The organism is Paenibacillus sp. E222 (genome assembly GCF_013401555.1).
GTDB lineage: Bacteria > Bacillota > Bacilli > Paenibacillales > Paenibacillaceae > Paenibacillus.
Genome location: NZ_CP058552.1, coordinates 2645148 through 2666072, shown reverse-complemented (window position 1 = coordinate 2666072; position 20925 = coordinate 2645148). Strand labels below are relative to the sequence as shown.

Genomic DNA, 20925 nt, shown 5'->3' with positions numbered 1-20925 from the left:
CATCTACCGATAACGTTCATTTAAGTTCAAATAGGTTTGTTTCGCATTGATTATACATCAAAATCCAAAGACTGGAAGCTATAAATCACAAAAACAGAGATGAAGATGGTTTTAATTGTCCTGAACTATGCATATACGGAAATGCCCGGCTGCACCTTTGCACTACAAGCAAGGCTGCCGGGCTCTGGAACATCAAACTACTTCAGTGCAGCGTACAGCTCATTCACTTCTTTGACATAGTCATCGCCGCCACTGCTTTTCCACAATGCAACAGCATCCTGGAAGCCTTTTTCATCTATCTGCCCCACGATGAATTTGATACGGGCATCATTAATAATGTTATCCAGCTGTGGTCCTTTCTGCGCATACACATCGGAAATCAGCGGTTCGCCAGGATTGGCAATGACGATCTCCTCATTGGCTTTCTGCACCTGTGCAACCTTTTCACGAACAGGGGTCTGCTGCACACGAAGTGTTTTATCCTCTGGAATAAACATGAGGATCTGGTTCAAACCCTGTACATCTCGTAGCGCCAGTTTGTCCGTGGTCGGAATGATGTAACCCTCTTTTTTCTCATACTGCTTGCCTTCCAGTCCGTTCCCCAGCAGCGCCTGCAATTCAGGTTCATTTAGTTGATCCAGGAAACTCAACACCTTTTTCAGATCTTCTTCCGTTTTGACACTGCTTTTGGAAATGGCGATCATGCCGGAATAGCCGGATGTTGGCATATCGCGCAATCCCTTTGGACCTTCCATCGCTTGAAGCACATCCACGTGACCGGTTGCTGACGGATCTTTCTCCAATATTTTCTGATCCATACGCTGTGCGTTATCCGCCACATCCACCATCACGCCTGCTTGCCCGTTCACAAAAGGATCAGGCAGTTTCGTCGCATCCATCACGGCAAAGTCCTTGTTGACCAAACCTTCGCTATAGATTTGGCGGAAAAATTTCAGAGCTTCCATATACTCTGGTGTCTCATGCGCCGGTATCAAACCTCCGTTACCATCCTCGCCCCACTTGTTGGGTGCACCAAACCATATCTGCATGTTATCCCAAGGACCCGTGAACTTGCTTGCCACCAGACCGTAGGTGTCGTCTTTGCCGTTGCCGTCCGGGTCATCCTTCGTGAACGCTTTCAATACGTTGTAGAACTCGTCAATGGTCTTTGGCTCTTCCAGACCGAGCTTCTCCAGCCAATCCTTGCGGATCGTGACACCGTTACGTCCCAGAGCACGTGCGCGGTAGATGCCATAGGTTTTGCCATCGATGGAAGCATTGTTGGTAATAATTTCATTCATCTGGCTCAGGTTCGGATAGTCTTTCAAATAAGGTCCAAGCTCCCAGAAAGCCCCGGTACGAGCCGCATTAATGAAACTTGGGGACTTGCCCAGCACAACCATAACATCGGGCAGCTTGCCCGAAGCCAGCGTAATATTGAATTTGTCCTCATAAGAGCTGCTCGGTACCCATTGCAGATTCACATCCATCTTGGTCAATTCCTCAAGCTTCTGAATCACAGGACTGTTATCCGGCGGATTCTCCGCTTCAAAGTTCGGAAGCATGATCGTGATCTGATTCGTGCCACCCGCAGCTGTTCCTGAACCTGCTTTGTCCGTGGAGCAAGCTCCCAGAATCGTACTCAATACCAATGATGCAGAGAGTAGCAATACGCCTTTTTTGAATCCCGTCTTTTGTCCCATACGTTCTCCCCCTTGGCTTTAGCCTTTGATTGAACCTAACATGACACCTTTGGCAAAATGCTTCTGCAAAAACGGATACACCAGCAAAATCGGAATGGTACCGACCACAATAACCGCCATTTTAATGGACTGCTCTGGTGGCTGTACAAAATTGGGGTCCATGTTCGCCATATCTCCGACACTGGCCTGCGAGAGCAGAACGATCTGTCTCAACATGACTTGCAATGGCCATTTGTCACTGTCGGAAATGTACAGGAGTGCCGAAAAAAAGTTATTCCAATGCCCTACGGCATAGAATAACGCAAATGTGGCAATCACCGGTTTGGATAATGGCAGAACAATTCGCCACAGTACCCCAAGATCCGAACAGCCGTCGATGCGGGCCGCTTCCTCCAGCCCTGGCGGCATTTGTTGAAAAAAGTTTTTGACAACAATTAAGTTAAAAGCGCTAATCGCGCCAGGAAGCATGAGGGCCCAATAGGAATCCAGAAGTCCAAGTCCACGAATGACGAGATAGGTCGGGATCATCCCGCCGCCGAATAGCATAGAGAAAATTACCATGTTCATCATGACATTCCGGCCCCAGAAGTCACTTCGGGACAGCGGGTAAGCCATCGTCAGCGTGAAGAAGAGATTGACCAATGTACCTGCAACTGTAACAAATATTGAAACCCCTATACTGCGGAAGATGGTGGACGAGGAAAAAATATACTCATACGCACTGAATGAAAACACCTTCGGAATAAGGAAAAAACTGCGTTCGGTTATCTCGGCTTCAGTCGCGAATGAATTTCCTATAATATACAGGAAAGGAAGGACGGTTAATATGCCCAGAATCCCCAGCATGACGTAATTGAAAATATCAAACACTCTGCCGGCAGGGCTGTTGTATAGACGGCTGTTCATGGGCGATTTCCTCCTTATGAATGGATCTCAACACACGTTTAATAGATTCCGGGATGCCCGAATTTCTTGGCCAGTTTGTTGCTGCCCAGCACCAGAATAATGCCGACCACAGACTTGAATAACCCGACCGCGGTACTGTAACTGAATGCCCCTTGCGTAATCCCAACGGTGTATACATACGTATCAAATACATCTGCCACATCACGATTCAGCGAGTTGGTCATCAGATAGATTTGTTCAAAGCCGGTATCCAGGAAGTTCCCCAGCCTGAGAATGAGCAAGATAACAATGGTCGTGCGGATCGCTGGAAGCGTGATGTGCCACATGCGCCGTAATCGACCTGCACCATCCACAATGGAAGCTTCATACTGCTCTGTATCCACACCTGCAAGTGCTGCGAGGAAGATAATCGTTCCCCAGCCCATCTCTTTCCACATCATCTGAACAATAATGAGCGGACGGAATGACCCCGGACTAGCCAATACATCGATCGGTTTGCCTGTGATCCAGGAGATCAGGTCATATAATACCCCGCCTTGCGGAGTCAGAAATACATAAGTGATACTTGCGATAATGACCATGGATACAAAGTGAGGTACATAAACCAGTGTCTGAATCGTTCTTTTGAAGAATGCGACCCGGATTTCATTGAGTAACAAAGCGATGATAATCGGTGCCGGGAAAAAGAATATAAGATCATATAGGGCAAGGACGAGCGTATTCCTCAGCAAACGGAAGAAGTCCGGATTGGAGAAGAAATTCGTAAAGTTCTCCATGCCCACCCATTGACTGTCGCGAATGCCCAGAAAAGGCTGATAATCCTGGAAGGCAATAACGATCCCCCACATGGGCAAATATTTAAAAATGACAAAGTACAAAAATCCGGGAAGCACAAGCACATACAGCCATCTATTTCGTTTGATCTGCCTCTTCCAGTTGGACTTCCGCTTAATGGGCAATGCGGCCATTTCCACTTGAGCTGCTGTAGCGCCATTTCCATTCCAGTCCGTCTTCCCGTTCATAAATGTCTCCCCTCCCTATTTATGTAAGCGTTATCAATTGATCTGTTATTCAGACTATACAGCTGCCCTGTTTCCGGCAACCTTCATTTTTTGCATGGTTGTGCAAAGCGGCCCGAAAGCCCGCTATAACGCCATTTCTAATTCAATTTGGACATATTGAGGTAGAGGTTATTGCACATTTTTGCAGTATTATCCTTCTTTGTTCCAAAGGTGAAACATGAAAAACCGGAGCCCCTGAAGCGGGATTCCGGTCCGTGATGAACTCTGATAAACAGGTTTATTTACCCTGCCATTGATCCCGATACTGGCTCGGCGTTAAACCTTCCTGTTTCTTGAAAATCCGATTAAAGTAACTGTGCTGGTATCCAACAGCGCCTGCGATATCATTGATTTTCATCGTGGTCTCACGCAGCATTTGCTTCGCCGCATCCATTCGTACCCGTGTTAAATAATCAATGAAATTCATACCGGATACCTGCTTGAACGCCTTGCTTAATGTATAAGGGGTCATCTGCTCCGCATCTGCACAGCCTTCCAGGGAAAGTTCGTTTCTATAATTCTCATCAATAAACAACATCGTACGTTCCACTACCTGCTTCAGAGGCTCCTGGGATCGCATCTCAATCTCCTGCACATATGGCAGCAATACTTCTCCCATCATCCATTTCATCATTTGTGCAGGTTCGCGAATCGTGGACAAGCGCTCATACATGTTGCAGCCACCAAACAGCTTGTAAGGCGTTACTCCGGTCTGCAGCATCATATGCTGAATACTTCCCAGTAATTGAAGCATCATCTGCTGCACCTGGAATTCGGAACTGCCCGCTCGGGTGATCTCGGTCATAAATTGCTCCAGTACACGCTCAGACTCTTCCTTCTTCCCAAGCCTGATTGCCTGAAGAATCTCACGTTCCAGCCCCAGCGGATACGAGGCTTCTTCGGTTCTGCGGAAACATTGCTCATCCTCCAGATCGAGAATCTGGCTCCCGTCTTCCACGCTGCGATAAGCAACCGCCTGCTCCATCTCCATGAATAATCCCGGTAATTCCTGAGGAGAAGCAGCCGGGCGGCTTACGATTACCGTCACGTTCATTTTCAAAGTCTGACCTATGACCTCCACCAGCTCTTGTCCCCATAATAACGCTTGTGATTTCACTGGCTCGTCATTGGGAGCAATCACAAGCATGGCTGAAGACAGGTCGTGAAAGTTCATCACACTAAATTGACTGAAAACATTTTTGGCCACTTCTTCAATGATATTCACTGCCGCAAAGGTAACCAGCCCCGTATCCTGGCTCCCAAATCGACCCTGTAACTGGGCATAGCCCGTAAAATACATCTGAAGCAGCAAAAACTGCTGGCCTTCCACCTCAAAGCCAAGATTCCTCATCCGCTGCTGGAGATCCTGCTCGTTATAGGCATACAGATGCCCCTGCACCAGTTGTAATACAAAGCTGTCCCGCAAATGGGGAAGCTGCTCCTGCAACTGCCGACGGGCGGTCAGACTCTGCGAAGTCAATTCGTTCCATTGCTGTTCCAGCAACTGGAATTCATCCAGCCTGGTATCTGTTGTTGCTTCATTCCTGCCCGGCGTCAATAGATGTAACATCCTTGCTACGGGGGAATATATTCTGCGTGAAGCAAACCAGGATAATACCAATCCCAGGATAAGACTGCCTGCACTCGCAATGACAATAATTTTGGATACGAGCTTCACGGGCGAGGTCACCGATGTCAGCGGAGCTGCGGAGACATATGTCCAGTCCGAATCAATCCGACTCAATGATCCATAGGACACCGAATAAGTTTCGTCCTCATATTTGAAAAGAAAGGAATGCGCGTCTGAATTCAGGGCAATTTCTTCTTTGAGCTGCTGCTCAAAAGCAAGGTCGGCCTTCCCTTCTGCCGGATTACCGGTAACCAGTGTATTGCCCTGCTGGTCCATGAGAAAGGTTACCCCTTCATCATATGGAGTAAGCGTTTTCAACAAGCTGGCGACTTTGTCATTATCCAGTGTAATAATTAGGGCACCAAATGGATTAATGCTTTCACCCGGAATCTTATGTACAAGAACCAGTGCATTACCCGGATCGGTATGCAGGATACTACCATTTGCTTGAGATGCCTTATCACTACTCTGGCTCGCAATCCAGTCTGTCCAATACACATGGTTGCCCATCGTCAGATAGCGATCATAGGCCTGTATTTTGGCTTTATCCTTCAACGCGTTATAATCCCGGTTAAACAAAATCGGTTTCGGTTCCTGTAAATATAGCTGCGCGGATTTGATGAGCGGATGAGAGCCTTGCAGCACGTACAGTGTGGTGACGATCTCCTGTGTTTCGTTGAAATAATACACAAAATCCAGCGTTCGCAGCGCATTGCCAAACCTGGGTTCAAAAGCCCAATGGGACAAGGTCATCTCCAGATAAGCGAGTTGGTCGTCCACGTTGCGCGCCCGGTTCTCAATCTGGCTTTGGTGCATCTGATTAAATTCATTTTCCATCCGGCCAACGACCAACTGGTACATCACGATGCCTGTAATCAGTCCGGGAATGCTGGCAATGAGCAGAATAAGCATCAGACTATTTCGATAAAAACGCCCTTTATGTCGTCCTGTGGTTAACCCTGGCCAACGCGTGAGTATGCCGGAGGACCTTCCCTTCCTAACTGGTTCCATCTGCGCTCACCTGCCTGCTTGCGTATGGTCTGACTGTCATGGGAACTCCCTCAACTCCCCTGCTGAATGGTTTACATGAGAATATATGGATGAAATCCGTTTCTTGTATTATACGCATAATTTCCAGGGGAATGAAACGGTATGCAGCAGAGCATTTTTTAACCAATGTTTTATTAACGCATCGAAATGGATTACAATAGGATAAAGCAAAACATGAAGGAGGCCTTTTAATGAAGGAACAAACTTATTTTCAAGAAAATAGAGAGAAACATCTGGCAGAATTAAACGAATGGTTGTCCATTCCAAGTATTTCAGCCATTTCGGCACATAAAGAGGATATTAACCGTGCGGCACAATGGGCTGCAGATGCACTCACTCGTGCAGGTATGGAAAATGTAGAGGTTATTCCAACAGCGGGACATCCGATTGTATATGCAGATCACCTGCATGCACCCGGCAAACCAACCGCACTGATCTATGGACACTATGATGTACAGCCTGTCGATCCGCTTAACCTGTGGGAAACACCTCCATTCGAACCTACCGTTCGGGACGGCAAGCTGTTTGCACGCGGTGCTACGGATGACAAAGGACAAATCTTCATACATATCAAGGCGGTTGAAGCTCTGCTTGCCGAAAACAAGGAACTTCCCGTTAATGTGAAATTCTGCATCGAAGGCGAAGAGGAAATCTCCAGCCCGAACCTGCCGATCTACCTGAACGACAATACAGACAAGCTGCGTGCAGACATGGTACTGATCTCGGATACGTCCTTGCTCGAAAAAGGAAAACCGGCCATTTCCACGGGTCTGCGTGGTCTTTGCTCGCTCGAAGTGGATCTGAACACAGCCAACACGGACCTGCATTCCGGTTCATTTGGAGGCGGTGTACCGAACGCCCTGCACGCATTGGTGTCCCTGCTCGCTTCGCTGCATGATGAGCAAGGCCGCGTGAGCGTAGATGGTTTCTATGATGGCGTTTTGCCGCTCTCTCCTGAGATGAGAGAAGAGTTCGTGAAGCAAGGCTTCAATGAAGAACAGCTTCGTCAAGACCTTGGACTGGAGCAATTGTATGGGGAAGAAGGTTACTCGTTCGTGGAACGTGTTGGCGCACGTCCGACCCTGGAACTGAATGGCGTATGGGGCGGATTCCAAGGTGAAGGCACCAAAACCGTTATTCCGAAGGAAGCTCATGCCAAAATTACCTGCCGCCTTGTTGCGGATCAAGATCCACAGCATGTGCTGGACCGTATCGAAGCACATCTGCGCGCTCACGTCCAACCAGGCGCAACGCTGGATATAAAACAGATTGAGAAAGCCTTTGCTTTCAATACAGATCCTTCCAATCCATTCCTGCAAAAGGCAGCCGATGCTTATGAGCAAGTGTACGGTGTTCGTGCCCTGTTTACGAAAGACGGCGGGTCCATTCCGATCGTGGAGAAACTTTCACGCGTGCTTGGTATCCCGGCTGTTATGATGGGCTTCGGTTTGCCAGACGAGAATCTGCATGCACCGAATGAGCATTTCAACCTGGAGAACTTTGATAAAGGGTTGTTGACGATTGTTCAGTTTTTAAAAAGTTTGTAAAGTATAGTTCATGTGAAAAATAAGTATTGGAAAGCGTGCAAGTGGCCGTTACGGATACGAATCGTTCTTTCGATCGCTGTTATCGTCGGATTTTTTGGATTCCCCTTCTCAAAGGGTAAAATCCGACGATAGCATATGCTTCCGAAGTAGCTTTCTTGCAGAAAGCTTTTAGGCAAACGCTCCGCTTCTACAGAATCGATTTCGTCTCCTTCACTACTTTGCAGCTTTCCATGAACTTATTTTAAGACTGAGCTTACTTTACAAATGATGGGTAGTGGGTAGTTATATAAATAGGGGTGTGCCGCCATAAATATGGACGGCACACCCCTTTTGTGATTGGTAGATCTGGATACATTCGCAACGGCTCGTTATTTACCTTTTAACGAACCTAGCACGTGCTATTCGACGTAAATCCGCAGTTTCGGCGAATTAACGAATCGTAGACGCTTTATTCCCTTGTTTTGCATGTCATTCATCAGGTTTTTACTGAATTAACGTGGCTGACGTTCGTTAGCCATTCCGATCCAGACTAATCCTCACAATAAGGTGCGACAGATTCATTAGCGTTGTGTCCAGTTGAAGCAAACCAACTTCCGGAGACATCCACCAGATTCTACTCTTGTATCTCCACTTATGAACGGAAGGTTGTGAAATTTAACATATGCACAAGCTGCATCATGTGCGTAATTTCCTGCTGGACTTCGGAGGTGTCTGTACCAGCCATCGCCAGATTGGCCCGAAGCGTTCTACGGGTGTTCAGCATACCGTCGATTAATTTCATAACCGTGTTGCGTCCACGGTGATCCACAATCATATACTTTTTGCGTGCATCCAGCTCCACCCATACGATATTGCTGAATGAGGTGAATAGGTGTCTGCGGTACTGCTCCATATCGGTCTCATTGTAGTGCTCGCCATAAAAGGCATAATATCCGTGTACGTGCAGCTTCTCCGCCAGCTCTGTGATGAACGGGTCGAATTCGAGCATAGCGTTACGTTCCATGTTTCACGCCTCCGTAATGCGTGATCCGCAGATCCCGGCTTTTTTGAGATCTATTTTATCACATTACAGAGTTTCACGTATAAATACAGTGTTTATAGTTTGAAATATTGTGTTTTAAATGGAATAACTAGGAAATCTAAATGCGTTTATAACGCAATTCAGTGCATGAATATAATCTACATGGGTCCATGAGGCTATTCAACTTGCTAAGTGTGGGTGTCCCTAAACAAAAGCTCCTGCGTCGCAGTCTGAACAGTGAAACCTCGTCCTACGTAGACGATAAGCTTGGCTTGGCCAAACGTTCTGATCTTAAGGGAGCGCCTTTCTGGAGATTAGGGATTTTCCGCTTGTATGATGCCGAGATGGAAGAAGCCATTAATACTTCCGTCATCAAGGAATAGATTGGTTCGTTTATCTTATTCAACATGTCAAAACAAAGAAGAACCACATTACCCGGCAACGGAGTGTGGTTCTTCTTATGTTATTTCATCATCTGATCCACACGTCCAAACAGAAGCTTAACCACATCACTTGGTCCTGGCAAGTTCGAATCAAAAAGCAGCACAATGCCAATCAACGCACTCACAGAAGTGAATCCTGCTGAAAGCCACTTGGCTCTCTTCTCCTTACTGTAATTCCACTCCACATAGATGATTGTTGCAGCGAGTATCAGTATGCCCAGAACGGACGCCAGCTTCATAAAATTCTCCTTCCGATTGCGTATTTACGTGCCTGAAAACTTGAACGTTCAATGCTCATCCTCATCAGGAATGCCCTGCGGTCCAGTGGACTTGCCAGTACGTACCACATTGGCCTTCACCTTTATCTTCACGTCAAGTTCGGAATAGATCGTTTCCCAGTTTTTCTGCTGTTCTTTCCACTGTTTCGGGTAATATCTGCGAAATTCCACCGCAAATTTGTACAAATCGGTATGCATCTCCTGTTGGGACATGCGCAAAGCATTTTCAGCCATTTTGGAGAGTTTCTTGCACCATGCCTGTTCCAGTTTTTTCAGCACCGCAGGGTCGGTAAGGTTCTCATCTGTCGTGTTTAACACCACTTCGCCTCGTGTCTGAATGTCAACTGCCATGCTCCAGCGTCCGCCCGAAATTTTCGGCTTATATTTCGTTTGAATGTCAAGAGGACGTATCGAAAAAGAACCCTTGGACTGCTCAAAATCTACAGGCATAATGATGTTGTTCAATTCTTTGGCGAGCAATAGTACACCAACCGATAGCGGTTCAGTAACGGTTCTGATGTAACGATCATTTTTGTAGAGACTTAGTCCCTTGATATAAGGCGTGGTTGTCAATTTATCCTGATTTTCTTCCGGTGGCAGAATCAACATGCGCGACAGGATGGCGGAAGCACCAGGTCCTTCGATGGATTTGGCCAAGTCAAGCACCGTTGTACGTGTACCCAGTTTCATATTGGCCATTTCACGCAGAGATTCGGCAGAACTCCTCTCTAGTGGATCAAGCAAGGCAAGGATATCTTTCGCAGCTTCTGTGGTGGAAAATACATAAGCATGTTCCCTAATCTGCGGATAACGGAGGAAAAAATCAATATATTCACGGATTCCGTGTTTGCCCGCAGCTTCACTAAGCACAATGGCTTCACAATGTCCCCAGAACATATTTCGGGCAATTTTACGTTGCAGCCGGTTAAGCGATTCTGCAATGGTACGCCCTTCTGCTGTGCGAATTAATGTGACACCGCTCGGACTGCCGCCTCCACCTGTGCTTTCTCCTCCACCGGCTTTACGAGGAATGAAGATTTGTGCGGTCAGTTCAACTTTATCGTCTTTATAATCCACGCCTGTTGCCAACACGATGGCCAGATCATTAATCTCGGTACGGTCCCAGCACCCGCTTAACAGGACACAGCAGAGTGCAGTGATCAAGATACGCTGCCATATTTGCATCAGCCTGCCTCCATCCGATCAGGTATTCGTCCTTTTCTTCCGCACATGTAACCATCCCTTCTTAAGCCATGCTAGCCCATAGGTGAGGGCCGGAAAGATTAACAGTATACTGATGGTATAGAGGTTGGCTGAAGCTGTGATTAAACCGGATATACCCGACCCGCCTGTTGCTACCCAGTAAGCAAATATCAAAGACATGAATGCCAGCGGTCCAACGAGAGGTTTATAATCTTTTATACCGCACCATTCCGCAGTGGAAGTCGCGAAGATGTACAGAAACACGGAGATTTTGACAAAGATACCGAATATCCATATGGCAATAATGATCGATTCAATATGTTGTAGAAAATCCGCAATCGTGATGTACCTTGCAGCAATCATCACCGGAAATACAAAGGTATCTGTCAGGTCCCCGATCAGGAACAGACAAAATATATTCGTGACCGTCATGGCCATCGTTGTCAGAAAGAGCGAGCCGAGCATAACACGAACTGTCCTCTTTTGCTGATTCACATAGGGCAGCAGAAAGGCCAGCACGATGTACTCACTGAACCATGCAGCGGGAGCCAAGCCTCCTTGGATAACGGGCAGCGGTCCGTTTTCCATAAACGGAAACAGTTCAACGGGATGTAACTCTCCGATCAGCAATATAAAAATGAGTGCTAGGAGCACAATCAGCAGCGTCACAAAGACCTGGGCGGTTCGTCCGACAACTTCGATGCCCAGTCTGACATTAATGGCACACACAATAACCATGGTACCCATGATGACAAACATCGGGGTGCGCGGAAGAGCATTATTGGATATGAACTCGCCGTATTCCCGGATAATTAAACCAGTGATATGAGGCAGGAAGAAGATATAGATCAGCCCCAATACCTTTCCTGGGATTCGTCCGGCAATCAGTACGCTGGATTGTATAAGCGTTTTCCCCGGATACATCCGATGCAGTCCAAACGATATGCCTATTGCAGCAATCCCAAAGATCGATCCCAGAATCGGAGTCATCCACATATCATGACCTGCATAATGCATCGTGATTCCCGGTACCGACAAAATCGATGTCGCCAGGATAGCCGGGAAAATCATGTAAGCCAATTGTGTCACGGATATTTTTCCTTGATCGGTTAACATGATGACCCTGCCTCCTTCATGGCTTGAGATTGAAAATAAATTAACGCGGCTTGTTCCATGGCGATGGACGCCACCATACATCTTTGACTTCATTCGCTATTGTGGGTGCAAGCGGTGACAGATACGGTGTGCCGAATGAGCGAAGACTGCTCAGATGGATGACAACTAGAATGATTCCCAGCATAACACCTGTCAGTCCGAGCGTACCTGCGAGGATCATGATTGGGAAGCGAAGCAGACGCGTCGCGATGCTGGCAGCATAACGCGGAATCATGAAGGATGCGATTCCGGTGATGGCAACGATGATAATCATCGGAGCTGATACAATGCCGGCTGTCGTCGCCGCTTGGCCAATAATCAGGGCACCGACGATACTTACCGCAGAACCCACCTGTTTGGGCAACCGCACCCCTGCTTCACGCAAAGCTTCAAAGGCAATCTCCATAATGAGCGCCTCCACCAAAGCAGGGAAAGGAATCTCCTCTCTGGCCTTGGCGATACTGAGCAGCAGCACTGTCGGAATCATCTCCTGATGATAAGTCGTAATGGCTACGTAAGCCGAAGGAAGCAGCATGGACAGGGCGTAGAACAGATAGCGCAACCAGCGCAAGAAGACGCTCATAAACACATATTGATAATAATCCTCCGGAGACTGCAGCATGGAAAATAGGGTTACGGGAGCAATCAGCGTAAAGGGGGTCCCATCAACCAATATGGCAAAACGACCTTCAAACAGGTTCGAAGCGACTACGTCCGGACGCTCTGTGGCTATCATCTGCGGGAATGGTGACAATCGCTGATCCACAATATCTTCTTCGATATATTGACTCTCCAATATGTCTCGGACCCTTAGCTTATCAAGCCGTTTTTGGACCTCTTCTACCAGTTTTGGATCAATAATGCCTTCCATATAAGCAAGAGTGATGCTCGTATTCGATCGTTCCCCAACCGTGCGGGTAAGAAGTTTCAACGCAGGTGTTTTGATGCGTTTGCGGAGCAGAGACAAATTCGTGGGCAGAGATTCCGTGAACCCATCACGTGCACCGCGGACGGCTGATTCAGCGAGCGGCTCTTCCGTAGAGCGATTGGCCGCTTTGTAGAGCGGATAGGTTACGCCAACGGTTGAACCTTCCAGTAGCAGCAGCGCCTCCCCTTCCAAGATGGCTTGGACAGCCTGAGAGGGTGTTTCGACCGTTTTGACTGATGCCATCGGAACCTGGGCCGCCTCTATTCCGATTTCCTGCAAAGGCGTCAGCACTTGACGTTCCAGCCGCTCCGTGTCGCATAAACCCACACAATACACGCAAATTGCCGAGATAGAGCACGCGGTGTCAAACGGATGAAATACGATATCTGCGCAATCGGCAAACACGGAGCGCAATGTCTCCTCATCCATCACAAGACGGCCGCTCAAAGGCAATTCCTGCTGTTTGGTTGTAGCGTCCATCGTATTTTCCTCCTTGGCCTGCTCTAATCTCGTCCATTTATTCTCAGTAAAAGATATCATTTGCTTCCGCCCCGTGAAATATACGGCAGACATCGCGAAAAGAGCCACTCTATGAGTGACTCCGATTCAATGAATATCCCGGCTATCCGTTTGCCGATAATTTGCTTGAAGAAGACGAAGAATTATCGTCCCTGTGAACAAGCGCGACCAGAACCGGAAGCGGATTCTTATCCAGATATAAAATAACACGAGCGGTCTTTCATTCATCTCAAAAGAAGCACCTTCTTACTATACAAGAAGGTGCTTCTTTTCATGTTACAGACGAACCCAATCGTCCGGTGTACCTTTATTTATCGAATCATTCTACATAAATTTTAAGTTCTTTCCTTTCACCCACACTTCCTCAATTTCCAAATCACCATTCAGCAAAACGACGTCCGCCTGTTTTCCTTTCGCAAAGGAACCGGTCCGATGATCAATGCCGAGCAGACGTGCCGGCGTCAGGCTGGCTGCGCGTGAAGCTGCATTCAGACTCAGGCCTACTTCCTGTACCAGGTAGCGGAAACCGCGAATCATCGTAAGCGTACTTCCGGCCAGGGCGCCTCCGTCTTTCAAACGTGCCACACCTTCCGTAACAATCACAGGCAGATCGCCAATTTTGTATTCACCATCATCCAGCCCGGCAGCAGACATGGCATCCGTGATCAGTACGATTTGATCGGTAGATTGCTTCAATTGTGCGATGAGGGAGATCGCCGCTGGATGCACATGGATACCGTCTGCAATGACTTCTGCACTGATGCGGGAATCACTGAGTACCGCTCCGGCAGCTCCGGGATTCCGGTGATGCAGCGGTGTCATCGCATTGAACGTATGCACTGCATGGTGCAGCCCGGCTTCGACTGCAAGCTGTACCTCTTCATAGGTCGCATCCGTATGCCCTAATGCCGCTGTAATTCGCTGATCGCGCAGCCACGAAATGACTTCCAGCGCTCCCTCACGTTCCGGCGCAAGGGTAACTTGACGGATCAGGCCAGGATATTGTTTTTCCCACGCCTCGAGCCAGGAGACATTAGGCAATACGATATGATCCGGATTTTGTGCGCCAGGCCACTTAGGACTGAAAAACGGGCCTTCCAGATGTACGCCTTCCAACTGTGCAAAAGGCATGTCACCGGAACGGTAGCTGTCCACTTCAGCCAATACCCGATCCAGACTGTCTTTGGGCGCTGTCATGGACGTTGCCAGCATTGCAGTGGTCCCTTGTGTGCTGTGGAATGAAGTAATTTTATCCAACACTTCCTTACTCGCGTCCATAAAATCTTCTCCATTACCACCATGTACGTGGATATCTATAAACCCAGGGACAATGACACCGTGCTTGGAAACAGGCACAGATAAGGCTTCACGGCGAATCTGTTCAGATAGTCCCTCAGGTGCGCCAGCATAAAGGATTTTCCCCTCCGTCCATACAAGTACACCGTCCTCCATTACACCATCAGGCAGTACGATTTTACCTCGAAGCAGGAAAATGGTTTTTTCACTCTCTTGCTCCTGGTTTTCCATAGGTTCTACGTTCATTTCACCAACCTCCCGGCAGCACGATCCAGCAATACCACCACATTGGGATGACACTGAAGCAGCGATGCTGGACATTGTGTTGTAATCGGCCCCATAAAGGCTTCACGAATAATTTCGGCTTTCTCCTCACCACGGGCGATCAGCAAAATTTGTTTGGCTTTTAGAATCGTACCTACACCCATGGTGATGGCCTGAGTTGGAACTTCATCAATACGATTAAAAAAGCGGGCGTTTGCTTTTCTTGTCTCTTCTTTGAGATTCACCACATGTGTCCGTCCTGTGAGTTCGGTTCCGGGTTCATTGAAGCCAATGTGACCATTATGTCCGATACCCAATAGCTGCAGATCTACAGGCCCCCGATCATCAATCCGTTGTTCATAGGAAACACATTCCTCACCCAAATCCGAAGCCTGCCCGTCCGGCACTTGGGTTCTGGCGAGATCGATATCAATATGGGAAAACAATTGTTCATTCATAAAGCTGCGGTAGCTTTCGCGATGCTCTACAGGAAGACCGACATATTCATCCAGATTGAAGGAAGATGCCTGCGCAAAGCTGACCAGACCTTTCTGATACAAAGCAATAAGCTGTTTATAGATACCCACAGGAGAACTTCCCGTCGCGAGTCCCAGTACAGCCCGGGGTTTCGTCTGTAGCAAACTGGCAATCACACCTGCACCCGTTGCGTTCAAATCTTCTTCATTTTCAAAAATACGTATATTCATCTTCTTAGGCACCTCCGTTATGTTGGACTCGATAAGACTGTACATTGTGATACGATTGTTCCAATTTGGGGATAAAACGGTCAAAGTCGGCACTAACCATGCCCGTGAACAGAATATCGACGACATGCAGCAGTGCTATACGTGAAGCCATATCCCCCCGCCTCATGCCTTCTTCCAATGAAGACGTAAAGAGCGGAATATCCGACACCGCCGCAAGTTTGTTATTGCCATAGGATGTCAGTGAAATGGTGGAAGCTCCCGCCTGTTTGGCACAATGCAAGGCATCGATCGTCTCCGGCGTTTCCCCCGAATAGGATACCGCCATCGCCACATCTCCCTCCCCCAGTGAAGAAGCCGACGTAATTTGCATATGTGAATCTGAGAAGGCGGTACAGCTTTTGCCGATCCGTACAAGTTTCTGATAGAAATCCTGCGTAACAATGGAAGAGGTGGCAACACCGTAAAGGTCAATACGACGGGCTTGACATAATAACTGAACTGCATGCTCCAGCCTTCCTAAATCCAGCAAACGAGTGGTATCCGCAATGGATGCAAGATGATTGGCTTCGATAGCTTCCACAATTTTGGACAAAGGATTGCCCGCCACGATATCCTGATATGCTGTTTCATTGGTGGAATGAGACAATTCTGCGGCCAGCTTCATTTTGAAATCAGGAAAACCTTTGAAATGGAATGATTTGCAAAAGCGGGTTACCGTAGCCGCACTTGTTCCGCTTTGCTGCGCAAGATGGTTAATGGTCCAGCCAGGAATATCAGATGGGGACTGTAAAATCACCTCTGCAATTCGTCGTTCCTGAGACGGAAGTTCATTCAGCTCTTGCTGCAACGCATGTAGTATGGCTGCCATGAGTTCTCCTTTAATGAAAATTATTTTTATTAATTTATTATAAATAAAGAAAATTATTTTTATATTTTCATTTTAATCAATACGTTGTTGCAAATCAAGAGGATTTTAACCATGTATTCACGGTATGTATGATGAAATTTTGAGAAGTCATCTTCTTGATTAAGAATTGGGATTCCGATTATATTGGAGATGAACTTGAAGCGAATGTGGATATTTCATTTTTTAAGGAAGGAGTACACTCGATGAATCGACGACAACGTCAAAAAATGATTCCTTCCACCTGGATTATTGCCATAAAACAGACCGAAGCTCGTAAATACTATGTCCTCTATGCCATCGACTGGAAACGCGGAGCACGATTGAGCTGGGAAGGTTGGAATAACCTCGCAGACTTGCTGCAGTTTCATATTCCAATCAAACGTAAAACTGGCGGTACAAAATCTTCCTCCCAACCAGCTGCCAAAATCGCGAAAAAAGCAATCTATTTGCACCTAGATGAGACACAATACGGGGAATTGGAGCAGCTCTTCTATCAGCCTTTTTCAAAGAAAAAATGGAGGTTCTTTATTGAGGAGCATTCCAATAACGATATGTAGGTGAACCCTTATGCCATATACGATTACGATTATGGTTGTGATTCGCATCACGCTCTGCCCGTAGCAATCTGTTACCCTTGGAATTTCTGCGGGCTGAGCCTTTTCCCAAGGGAGCGTGATGATCCATGAAATCTCAGCAAAGAAATCAAGCCTATTACAGGCACCACAGAAAGCGTGTTATTCAACGTAAAAAACAGCTTGCTAATCGGTACGGTTGGTCCTACAAGTTCGAAGGAATTTTTGCCAAAGGCAAAATCCATTGTTCCTGTAGTTGGTGCTGTGAAAAGACAAAGCGGCTAGGATATCCAAAATCTGAGCTAACCCGAATAGCGGACTGCGATGAGCAACTTCTGAATTTAGATTTCTGAGAATATCTATTCAAAACAAGCGATTTCTTCACTTTGAAGATTCGCTTGTTTTCGCTTTCAAACTTTAAACAAAAAAGTCTTTCCCCATTCTTCATCATGAAGAATAGAGAAAGACTTTCATGCTGCTTCAATCAACTGTGCAGTATCGCAACTAAATCTTCAGTTCTCCGAGCTTAATCAGCTCTACAACTGCTTGCGAACGACCCTTAACATTGAGTTTCTGCATCACATTCGAAATATGGTTTGAAACACACAAAAAACTATAGCCTACCCAATACGGAATGGATCTCAACATTGTTTGCTTTATCAACTGTAATGTTTGAAACTAATTTTTTCAGGATCAGGTTTACTTGGTCTACTTCAGTAAATTGTCCCAGATCTGATAATTCATCAAGCGAAATGTTTATCTCCTTAAACTGTTCACTGTCATTTAAAGCTCGTTCTAAATCAGATTTCATTTTGGACAACTGCTCTTGTTTCTGTTTAATCTCTTGTTCATACTGTTCCTTCTCAAACTCATATTGCTCATCATCAATCTCATCATTTAACTTTTGCTTTCGAATCTCAAAAAGCAATTTACGTGCATTCTGTATCTGCTTCTCATATCTAACGACTAACTTTCCGGTATCTTCTCTCGCCTTTTTAGTGAAGGTTACTGTCTTCCCTGACTTTGTTTTACTTCTCAGTTTCTCGCTCAATCTTTCAATAAGAGCATCTTTGAAATCATCGTATGGAATCCTGTTGTGATTGTCACATCCAGTTTCGCCCTGTCTTCTTCTCTTAGAACAAACTAAGTAACGATAGCTGTTCTTCTTGCCGTTAGAGGTCACAATGTTCAATGATGATCCACAATGCTTACACTTGATTATGCCAGCAAATACATTAATCTTGTTTCTTACCCCTCCACGCTTTCCACCGCCACGCTCTAACCGTATCTCCTGTGCCTTTCTAAATAGCTCCTCACTAATAATTGCTTCATGAGTCTGCTTATCGCTCTCTTCCCATAATTCTTTATCACGTTTAACTAATTTCTTAGATCGGTCAGACATATTGTTGATATCGTTGTACACCTTCACCACTGTAAACTTATTGAATATGTTTTTACCTGTATATATCTCATTCGTTAGTATCCGCTCTACAGACGTTACTCCCCATTTCCCTCCTCTGTAAGAGGGAATGTTCTCTTTATTTAGATACTTTGTTATAGCTTTCTCGCCCATTTTTTGATTGACGTACATGTCGAAAATAAGTTGCACAAGGCTTGCACGTTCGTTAGGTACAATGGTTTTCCTATCATCAACTTTTATTTTGTTATAGCCCAATGGTGCAATAGTACCCAAATAATTACCTTTCATTCCAGACTGACGTATACCTCTTCGTGATGATATACTAATTTGCTCACTCAACTTTTGGTTAACTGCTGAGAATATTTGAAATTTAAACTCGTCATGATCGACTTGTGAATCATAGTTCTCGTCCAGTGAAATTACTCTCAAACCAAGGGTATCTACAAGCGCGCGTTTTAAACCTAACGAGTCATAAGTATCACGAGAAAATCTGGATAAAGAAGAAAAGAGAATAGTTTTAAAGTAACCTCTTTTTGCGTCTTCAATGAGAGTTTGTATAGCTGGTCTACCTATAATTGATGTACCACTATCCCTGTCCACATATATGTACTCTTCACGAACCTTTAAACTTAACTGCCTTGCTTTCTCTTCACAATCCATCCGTTGGTGTTCTGGACTGAATTTTTGGGATTCCTTCGTTGTGGATACCCTAACATATATCGCTGCATCATCATATCTCATGTAACTTTCCCCTTTAGTCTGCCGATTTAATCTGGATATCATATTCTGAAGCAGGGAAATTTTTGATTGCTTTATGTACTATGGTGTCAACTACAAATTGAATTGCTTCTCTTGCTTCTTCTTCGCTACGGTTGTCATCTATAAATATAAAGTTGAATGAATTGGATTGTTTTCTCTTACTTGTCTCCTTCATTCGTTGCACACCACCCGTATTAGTGTCATACGGATACTTTATGCGGATACTGCTTGGACGAATGACAGACAATGTTTTCGCTGTACTTTGGATAATTACTCACCTCCCTACCTGTAAATCCGAGGTGAAAGTAGGTGTCACCCCATGACACCCCACTCTACACTGCCCAGAATCAATTCTAAGCATCATTTCGTATATAAACACTCCTAAAAATGGCTAGTGGGATCAGAATCGCATTCTAGACAGCCTAATTGTTCTTCTGTTATGTATTCATGCTTGATTTTTCAGTTTTATTTGCATCTGTTCAAAGGTGAATGGTTGATTAATGGTATATAGTTGTCCATCAATCTCTACTTGGCCTATCGGTATGTAACCCGTATATACTTTCTGTTCACTCTCATTACTGTCTAATTCAACTGATTGCTCTCCTACTGTTGTAGCGCTCGACTGCAAAATAAACGTTTTTCCATCTTGAGTGTTTGTAAAAACTCCAGTATCGTTTTCTAGCTTAGGTAAACCCAAGTCTTTCTTTGCATCTGTTATCGAATCATATCTTCTAAATGTGGGGATTACATTGGATTGATTGTTCCCCATCTCAAATGCATAAACTGGCTTGGCCTGTGCCTTATAAGAGTTTTGGCCAAATGGTAGCATGGCAATATTAGATAACCTGTAACCGATGCTTGGGTCAGTATTAATACGGTCAATTGTGGGACGGTAAGATTGAAATTGGTCATTTTCTAGAAAGCATTTTGTCTGCGCAATCCATTCCTTCCACATATCTGGCTTCAATTTAATAATTTCGCTCACTCCGCTAATGGGTTCACTCCAATCGCAGTAAATTCCTTTATATATCCCTTGTGAATAGCGACAACTATGAATTCTCGACTCCACTGATTTAAACAAGAGATATGCTGCCATGGAGTGTTCTTCCTCAATAACTCCGTCCTCAATCAAACTCTGTACACACAAAATTCCTCTTGGTAAATATGTATTCTCTCCGTATTTTTCAATCCATTTCTCAATCTCCGATGGATGTAATTTGTATGGTCTTCCCATTTTTTATCTGTCATTTTATAATCTACCTTTCTTAAATGTGAATTCTACCTCTTTAGTTTATTCTTGTTCATTTTAGAAGTCGGACACCTAAGCCCGACCCCATACTTTTTGCTTTATCTTATCTAACTCTGTGGTATCTTAACTTGCACAACATCTTAAAAATAAAGTCCATCACCCCATAGTCATTAATAACATAAGGTTCACCTTTATGATGAAAATAATTTGGTTCAGTTCTTTTAATTTCATATCTACTTCCCATGGTTAAGGAATCTAATTTGTATTTGTTATCAACAACCTCAGCGTATATTGGCATAAGCAGAAT

General features: G+C 45.7%; 18 protein-coding genes and 1 pseudogene. 3 read left to right on the top strand and 16 right to left on the bottom strand.

What is annotated here, in order from left to right:
• Positions 1–197 precede the first annotated feature (197 nt).
• The 4 genes from HW560_RS11900 to HW560_RS11885 all read right to left on the bottom strand — a co-directional run bounded on the left by HW560_RS11900 (position 198) and on the right by HW560_RS11885 (position 6311).
• Positions 198–1703, bottom strand: coding sequence for an extracellular solute-binding protein (locus HW560_RS11900; protein WP_090904418.1), 1506 nt, complete (start codon positions 1701–1703; stop codon positions 198–200).
• A gap of 18 nt (positions 1704–1721) precedes the next feature.
• Positions 1722–2609, bottom strand: a complete 888-nt coding sequence (locus HW560_RS11895) for a carbohydrate ABC transporter permease (RefSeq protein ID WP_024632531.1) — start codon at positions 2607–2609, stop codon at positions 1722–1724.
• A 38-nt stretch (positions 2610–2647) separates the two neighbouring features.
• The gene (locus tag HW560_RS11890; RefSeq protein WP_179265783.1) at positions 2648–3577 is read right to left on the bottom strand and encodes an ABC transporter permease; all 930 of its coding nucleotides are present in this window, start codon (positions 3575–3577) and stop codon (positions 2648–2650) included.
• A 331-nt stretch (positions 3578–3908) separates the two neighbouring features.
• Entirely contained in the window at positions 3909–6311 is a 2403-nt protein-coding gene (locus tag HW560_RS11885; protein WP_179263216.1) for a helix-turn-helix domain-containing protein, read from the bottom strand.
• A gap of 230 nt (positions 6312–6541) precedes the next feature.
• Here HW560_RS11885 and HW560_RS11880 point away from each other — a divergent pair, with 230 nt between their 5' ends.
• Positions 6542–7897 (top strand): dipeptidase, encoded by a 1356-nt coding sequence (locus HW560_RS11880; RefSeq protein ID WP_179263214.1) that lies wholly within the window; start codon positions 6542–6544, stop codon positions 7895–7897.
• 631 nt (positions 7898–8528) lie between these two features.
• Here the strand turns inward: HW560_RS11880 and HW560_RS11875 are convergent.
• Positions 8529–8900, bottom strand: coding sequence for a hypothetical protein (locus tag HW560_RS11875; protein ID WP_053783145.1), 372 nt, complete (start codon positions 8898–8900; stop codon positions 8529–8531).
• A gap of 203 nt (positions 8901–9103) precedes the next feature.
• Between HW560_RS11875 and HW560_RS11870 the strand changes: the two genes are divergently transcribed.
• Positions 9104–9301: a hypothetical protein gene (locus HW560_RS11870; RefSeq protein ID WP_256222467.1), complete on the top strand. Its 198-nt coding sequence runs from the start codon at positions 9104–9106 to the stop codon at positions 9299–9301.
• A gap of 80 nt (positions 9302–9381) precedes the next feature.
• Here HW560_RS11870 and HW560_RS11865 read toward each other — a convergent pair whose 3' ends face one another.
• The 7 genes from HW560_RS11865 to HW560_RS11835 all read right to left on the bottom strand — a co-directional run bounded on the left by HW560_RS11865 (position 9382) and on the right by HW560_RS11835 (position 16579).
• The gene (locus HW560_RS11865) at positions 9382–9600 is read right to left on the bottom strand and encodes a hypothetical protein (protein WP_090904421.1); all 219 of its coding nucleotides are present in this window, start codon (positions 9598–9600) and stop codon (positions 9382–9384) included.
• Between the two features lie 48 nt (positions 9601–9648).
• Positions 9649–10824, bottom strand: coding sequence for a Ger(x)C family spore germination protein (locus HW560_RS11860; RefSeq protein WP_179263212.1), 1176 nt, complete (start codon positions 10822–10824; stop codon positions 9649–9651).
• Positions 10825–10842: 18 nt separating this feature from the next.
• On the bottom strand, positions 10843–11958 hold the full coding sequence (locus HW560_RS11855; RefSeq protein ID WP_177185887.1) for a GerAB/ArcD/ProY family transporter: 1116 nt from the start codon (positions 11956–11958) through the stop codon (positions 10843–10845).
• A gap of 40 nt (positions 11959–11998) precedes the next feature.
• Positions 11999–13405 (bottom strand): spore germination protein, encoded by a 1407-nt coding sequence (locus HW560_RS11850; RefSeq protein WP_179263210.1) that lies wholly within the window; start codon positions 13403–13405, stop codon positions 11999–12001.
• Positions 13406–13768: 363 nt separating this feature from the next.
• On the bottom strand, positions 13769–14986 hold the full coding sequence (gene nagA / locus HW560_RS11845; RefSeq protein ID WP_257031859.1) for an N-acetylglucosamine-6-phosphate deacetylase: 1218 nt from the start codon (positions 14984–14986) through the stop codon (positions 13769–13771).
• Positions 14983–15711: a glucosamine-6-phosphate deaminase gene (gene nagB / locus HW560_RS11840; RefSeq protein ID WP_179263208.1), complete on the bottom strand. Its 729-nt coding sequence runs from the start codon at positions 15709–15711 to the stop codon at positions 14983–14985. Before nagB ends, nagA begins: the two co-directional genes overlap by 4 nt.
• 4 nt (positions 15712–15715) lie before the next feature.
• A complete protein-coding gene (locus tag HW560_RS11835; RefSeq protein ID WP_090904427.1) occupies positions 15716–16579 on the bottom strand; it encodes a MurR/RpiR family transcriptional regulator in 864 nt (287 codons plus the stop codon).
• A gap of 242 nt (positions 16580–16821) precedes the next feature.
• Between HW560_RS11835 and HW560_RS11830 the strand changes: the two genes are divergently transcribed.
• Positions 16822–17175, top strand: a complete 354-nt coding sequence (locus tag HW560_RS11830) for a hypothetical protein (protein WP_179263206.1) — start codon at positions 16822–16824, stop codon at positions 17173–17175.
• A gap of 519 nt (positions 17176–17694) precedes the next feature.
• Here the strand turns inward: HW560_RS11830 and HW560_RS11825 are convergent.
• From HW560_RS11825 to HW560_RS11810, 4 genes and pseudogenes are all read right to left on the bottom strand, one after another.
• Positions 17695–17796, bottom strand: a pseudogene (locus tag HW560_RS11825) (LuxR C-terminal-related transcriptional regulator); the annotation flags it as partial.
• A gap of 7 nt (positions 17797–17803) precedes the next feature.
• Complete coding sequence (locus HW560_RS11820; RefSeq protein ID WP_179263204.1) at positions 17804–19351, bottom strand: recombinase family protein; 1548 nt, start codon at positions 19349–19351, stop codon at positions 17804–17806.
• Positions 19352–19364: 13 nt separating this feature from the next.
• Positions 19365–19544: a hypothetical protein gene (locus HW560_RS11815; protein ID WP_179263202.1), complete on the bottom strand. Its 180-nt coding sequence runs from the start codon at positions 19542–19544 to the stop codon at positions 19365–19367.
• Between the two features lie 270 nt (positions 19545–19814).
• Positions 19815–20465 (bottom strand): hypothetical protein, encoded by a 651-nt coding sequence (locus HW560_RS11810; RefSeq protein WP_179263200.1) that lies wholly within the window; start codon positions 20463–20465, stop codon positions 19815–19817.
• Positions 20466–20925: the final 460 nt, after the last annotated feature.

Bases quoted from the DNA above. Each gene is read 5' to 3' on its own strand.
- HW560_RS11860 (WP_179263212.1), bottom strand. From the start codon at position 10,824: ATGCAAATATGGCAGCGTATCTTGATCACTGCACTCTGCTGTGTCCTG.
- HW560_RS11875 (WP_053783145.1), bottom strand. From the start codon at position 8,900: ATGGAACGTAACGCTATGCTCGAATTCGACCCGTTCATCACAGAGCTG.
- HW560_RS11830 (WP_179263206.1), top strand. From the start codon at position 16,822: ATGAATCGACGACAACGTCAAAAAATGATTCCTTCCACCTGGATTATT.
- HW560_RS11865 (WP_090904421.1), bottom strand. From the start codon at position 9,600: ATGAAGCTGGCGTCCGTTCTGGGCATACTGATACTCGCTGCAACAATC.
- HW560_RS11850 (WP_179263210.1), bottom strand. From the start codon at position 13,405: ATGGACGCTACAACCAAACAGCAGGAATTGCCTTTGAGCGGCCGTCTT.
- HW560_RS11900 (WP_090904418.1), bottom strand. From the start codon at position 1,703: ATGGGACAAAAGACGGGATTCAAAAAAGGCGTATTGCTACTCTCTGCA.
- HW560_RS11820 (WP_179263204.1), bottom strand. From the start codon at position 19,351: ATGAGATATGATGATGCAGCGATATATGTTAGGGTATCCACAACGAAG.
- nagA (WP_257031859.1), bottom strand. From the start codon at position 14,986: ATGAACGTAGAACCTATGGAAAACCAGGAGCAAGAGAGTGAAAAAACC.
- nagB (WP_179263208.1), bottom strand. From the start codon at position 15,711: ATGAATATACGTATTTTTGAAAATGAAGAAGATTTGAACGCAACGGGT.
- HW560_RS11855 (WP_177185887.1), bottom strand. From the start codon at position 11,958: ATGTTAACCGATCAAGGAAAAATATCCGTGACACAATTGGCTTACATG.
- HW560_RS11890 (WP_179265783.1), bottom strand. From the start codon at position 3,577: ATGGCCGCATTGCCCATTAAGCGGAAGTCCAACTGGAAGAGGCAGATC.
- HW560_RS11880 (WP_179263214.1), top strand. From the start codon at position 6,542: ATGAAGGAACAAACTTATTTTCAAGAAAATAGAGAGAAACATCTGGCA.
- HW560_RS11895 (WP_024632531.1), bottom strand. From the start codon at position 2,609: ATGAACAGCCGTCTATACAACAGCCCTGCCGGCAGAGTGTTTGATATT.
- HW560_RS11810 (WP_179263200.1), bottom strand. From the start codon at position 20,465: ATGGCAGCATATCTCTTGTTTAAATCAGTGGAGTCGAGAATTCATAGT.
- HW560_RS11815 (WP_179263202.1), bottom strand. From the start codon at position 19,544: ATGAAGGAGACAAGTAAGAGAAAACAATCCAATTCATTCAACTTTATA.
- HW560_RS11835 (WP_090904427.1), bottom strand. From the start codon at position 16,579: ATGGCAGCCATACTACATGCGTTGCAGCAAGAGCTGAATGAACTTCCG.
- HW560_RS11885 (WP_179263216.1), bottom strand. From the start codon at position 6,311: ATGGAACCAGTTAGGAAGGGAAGGTCCTCCGGCATACTCACGCGTTGG.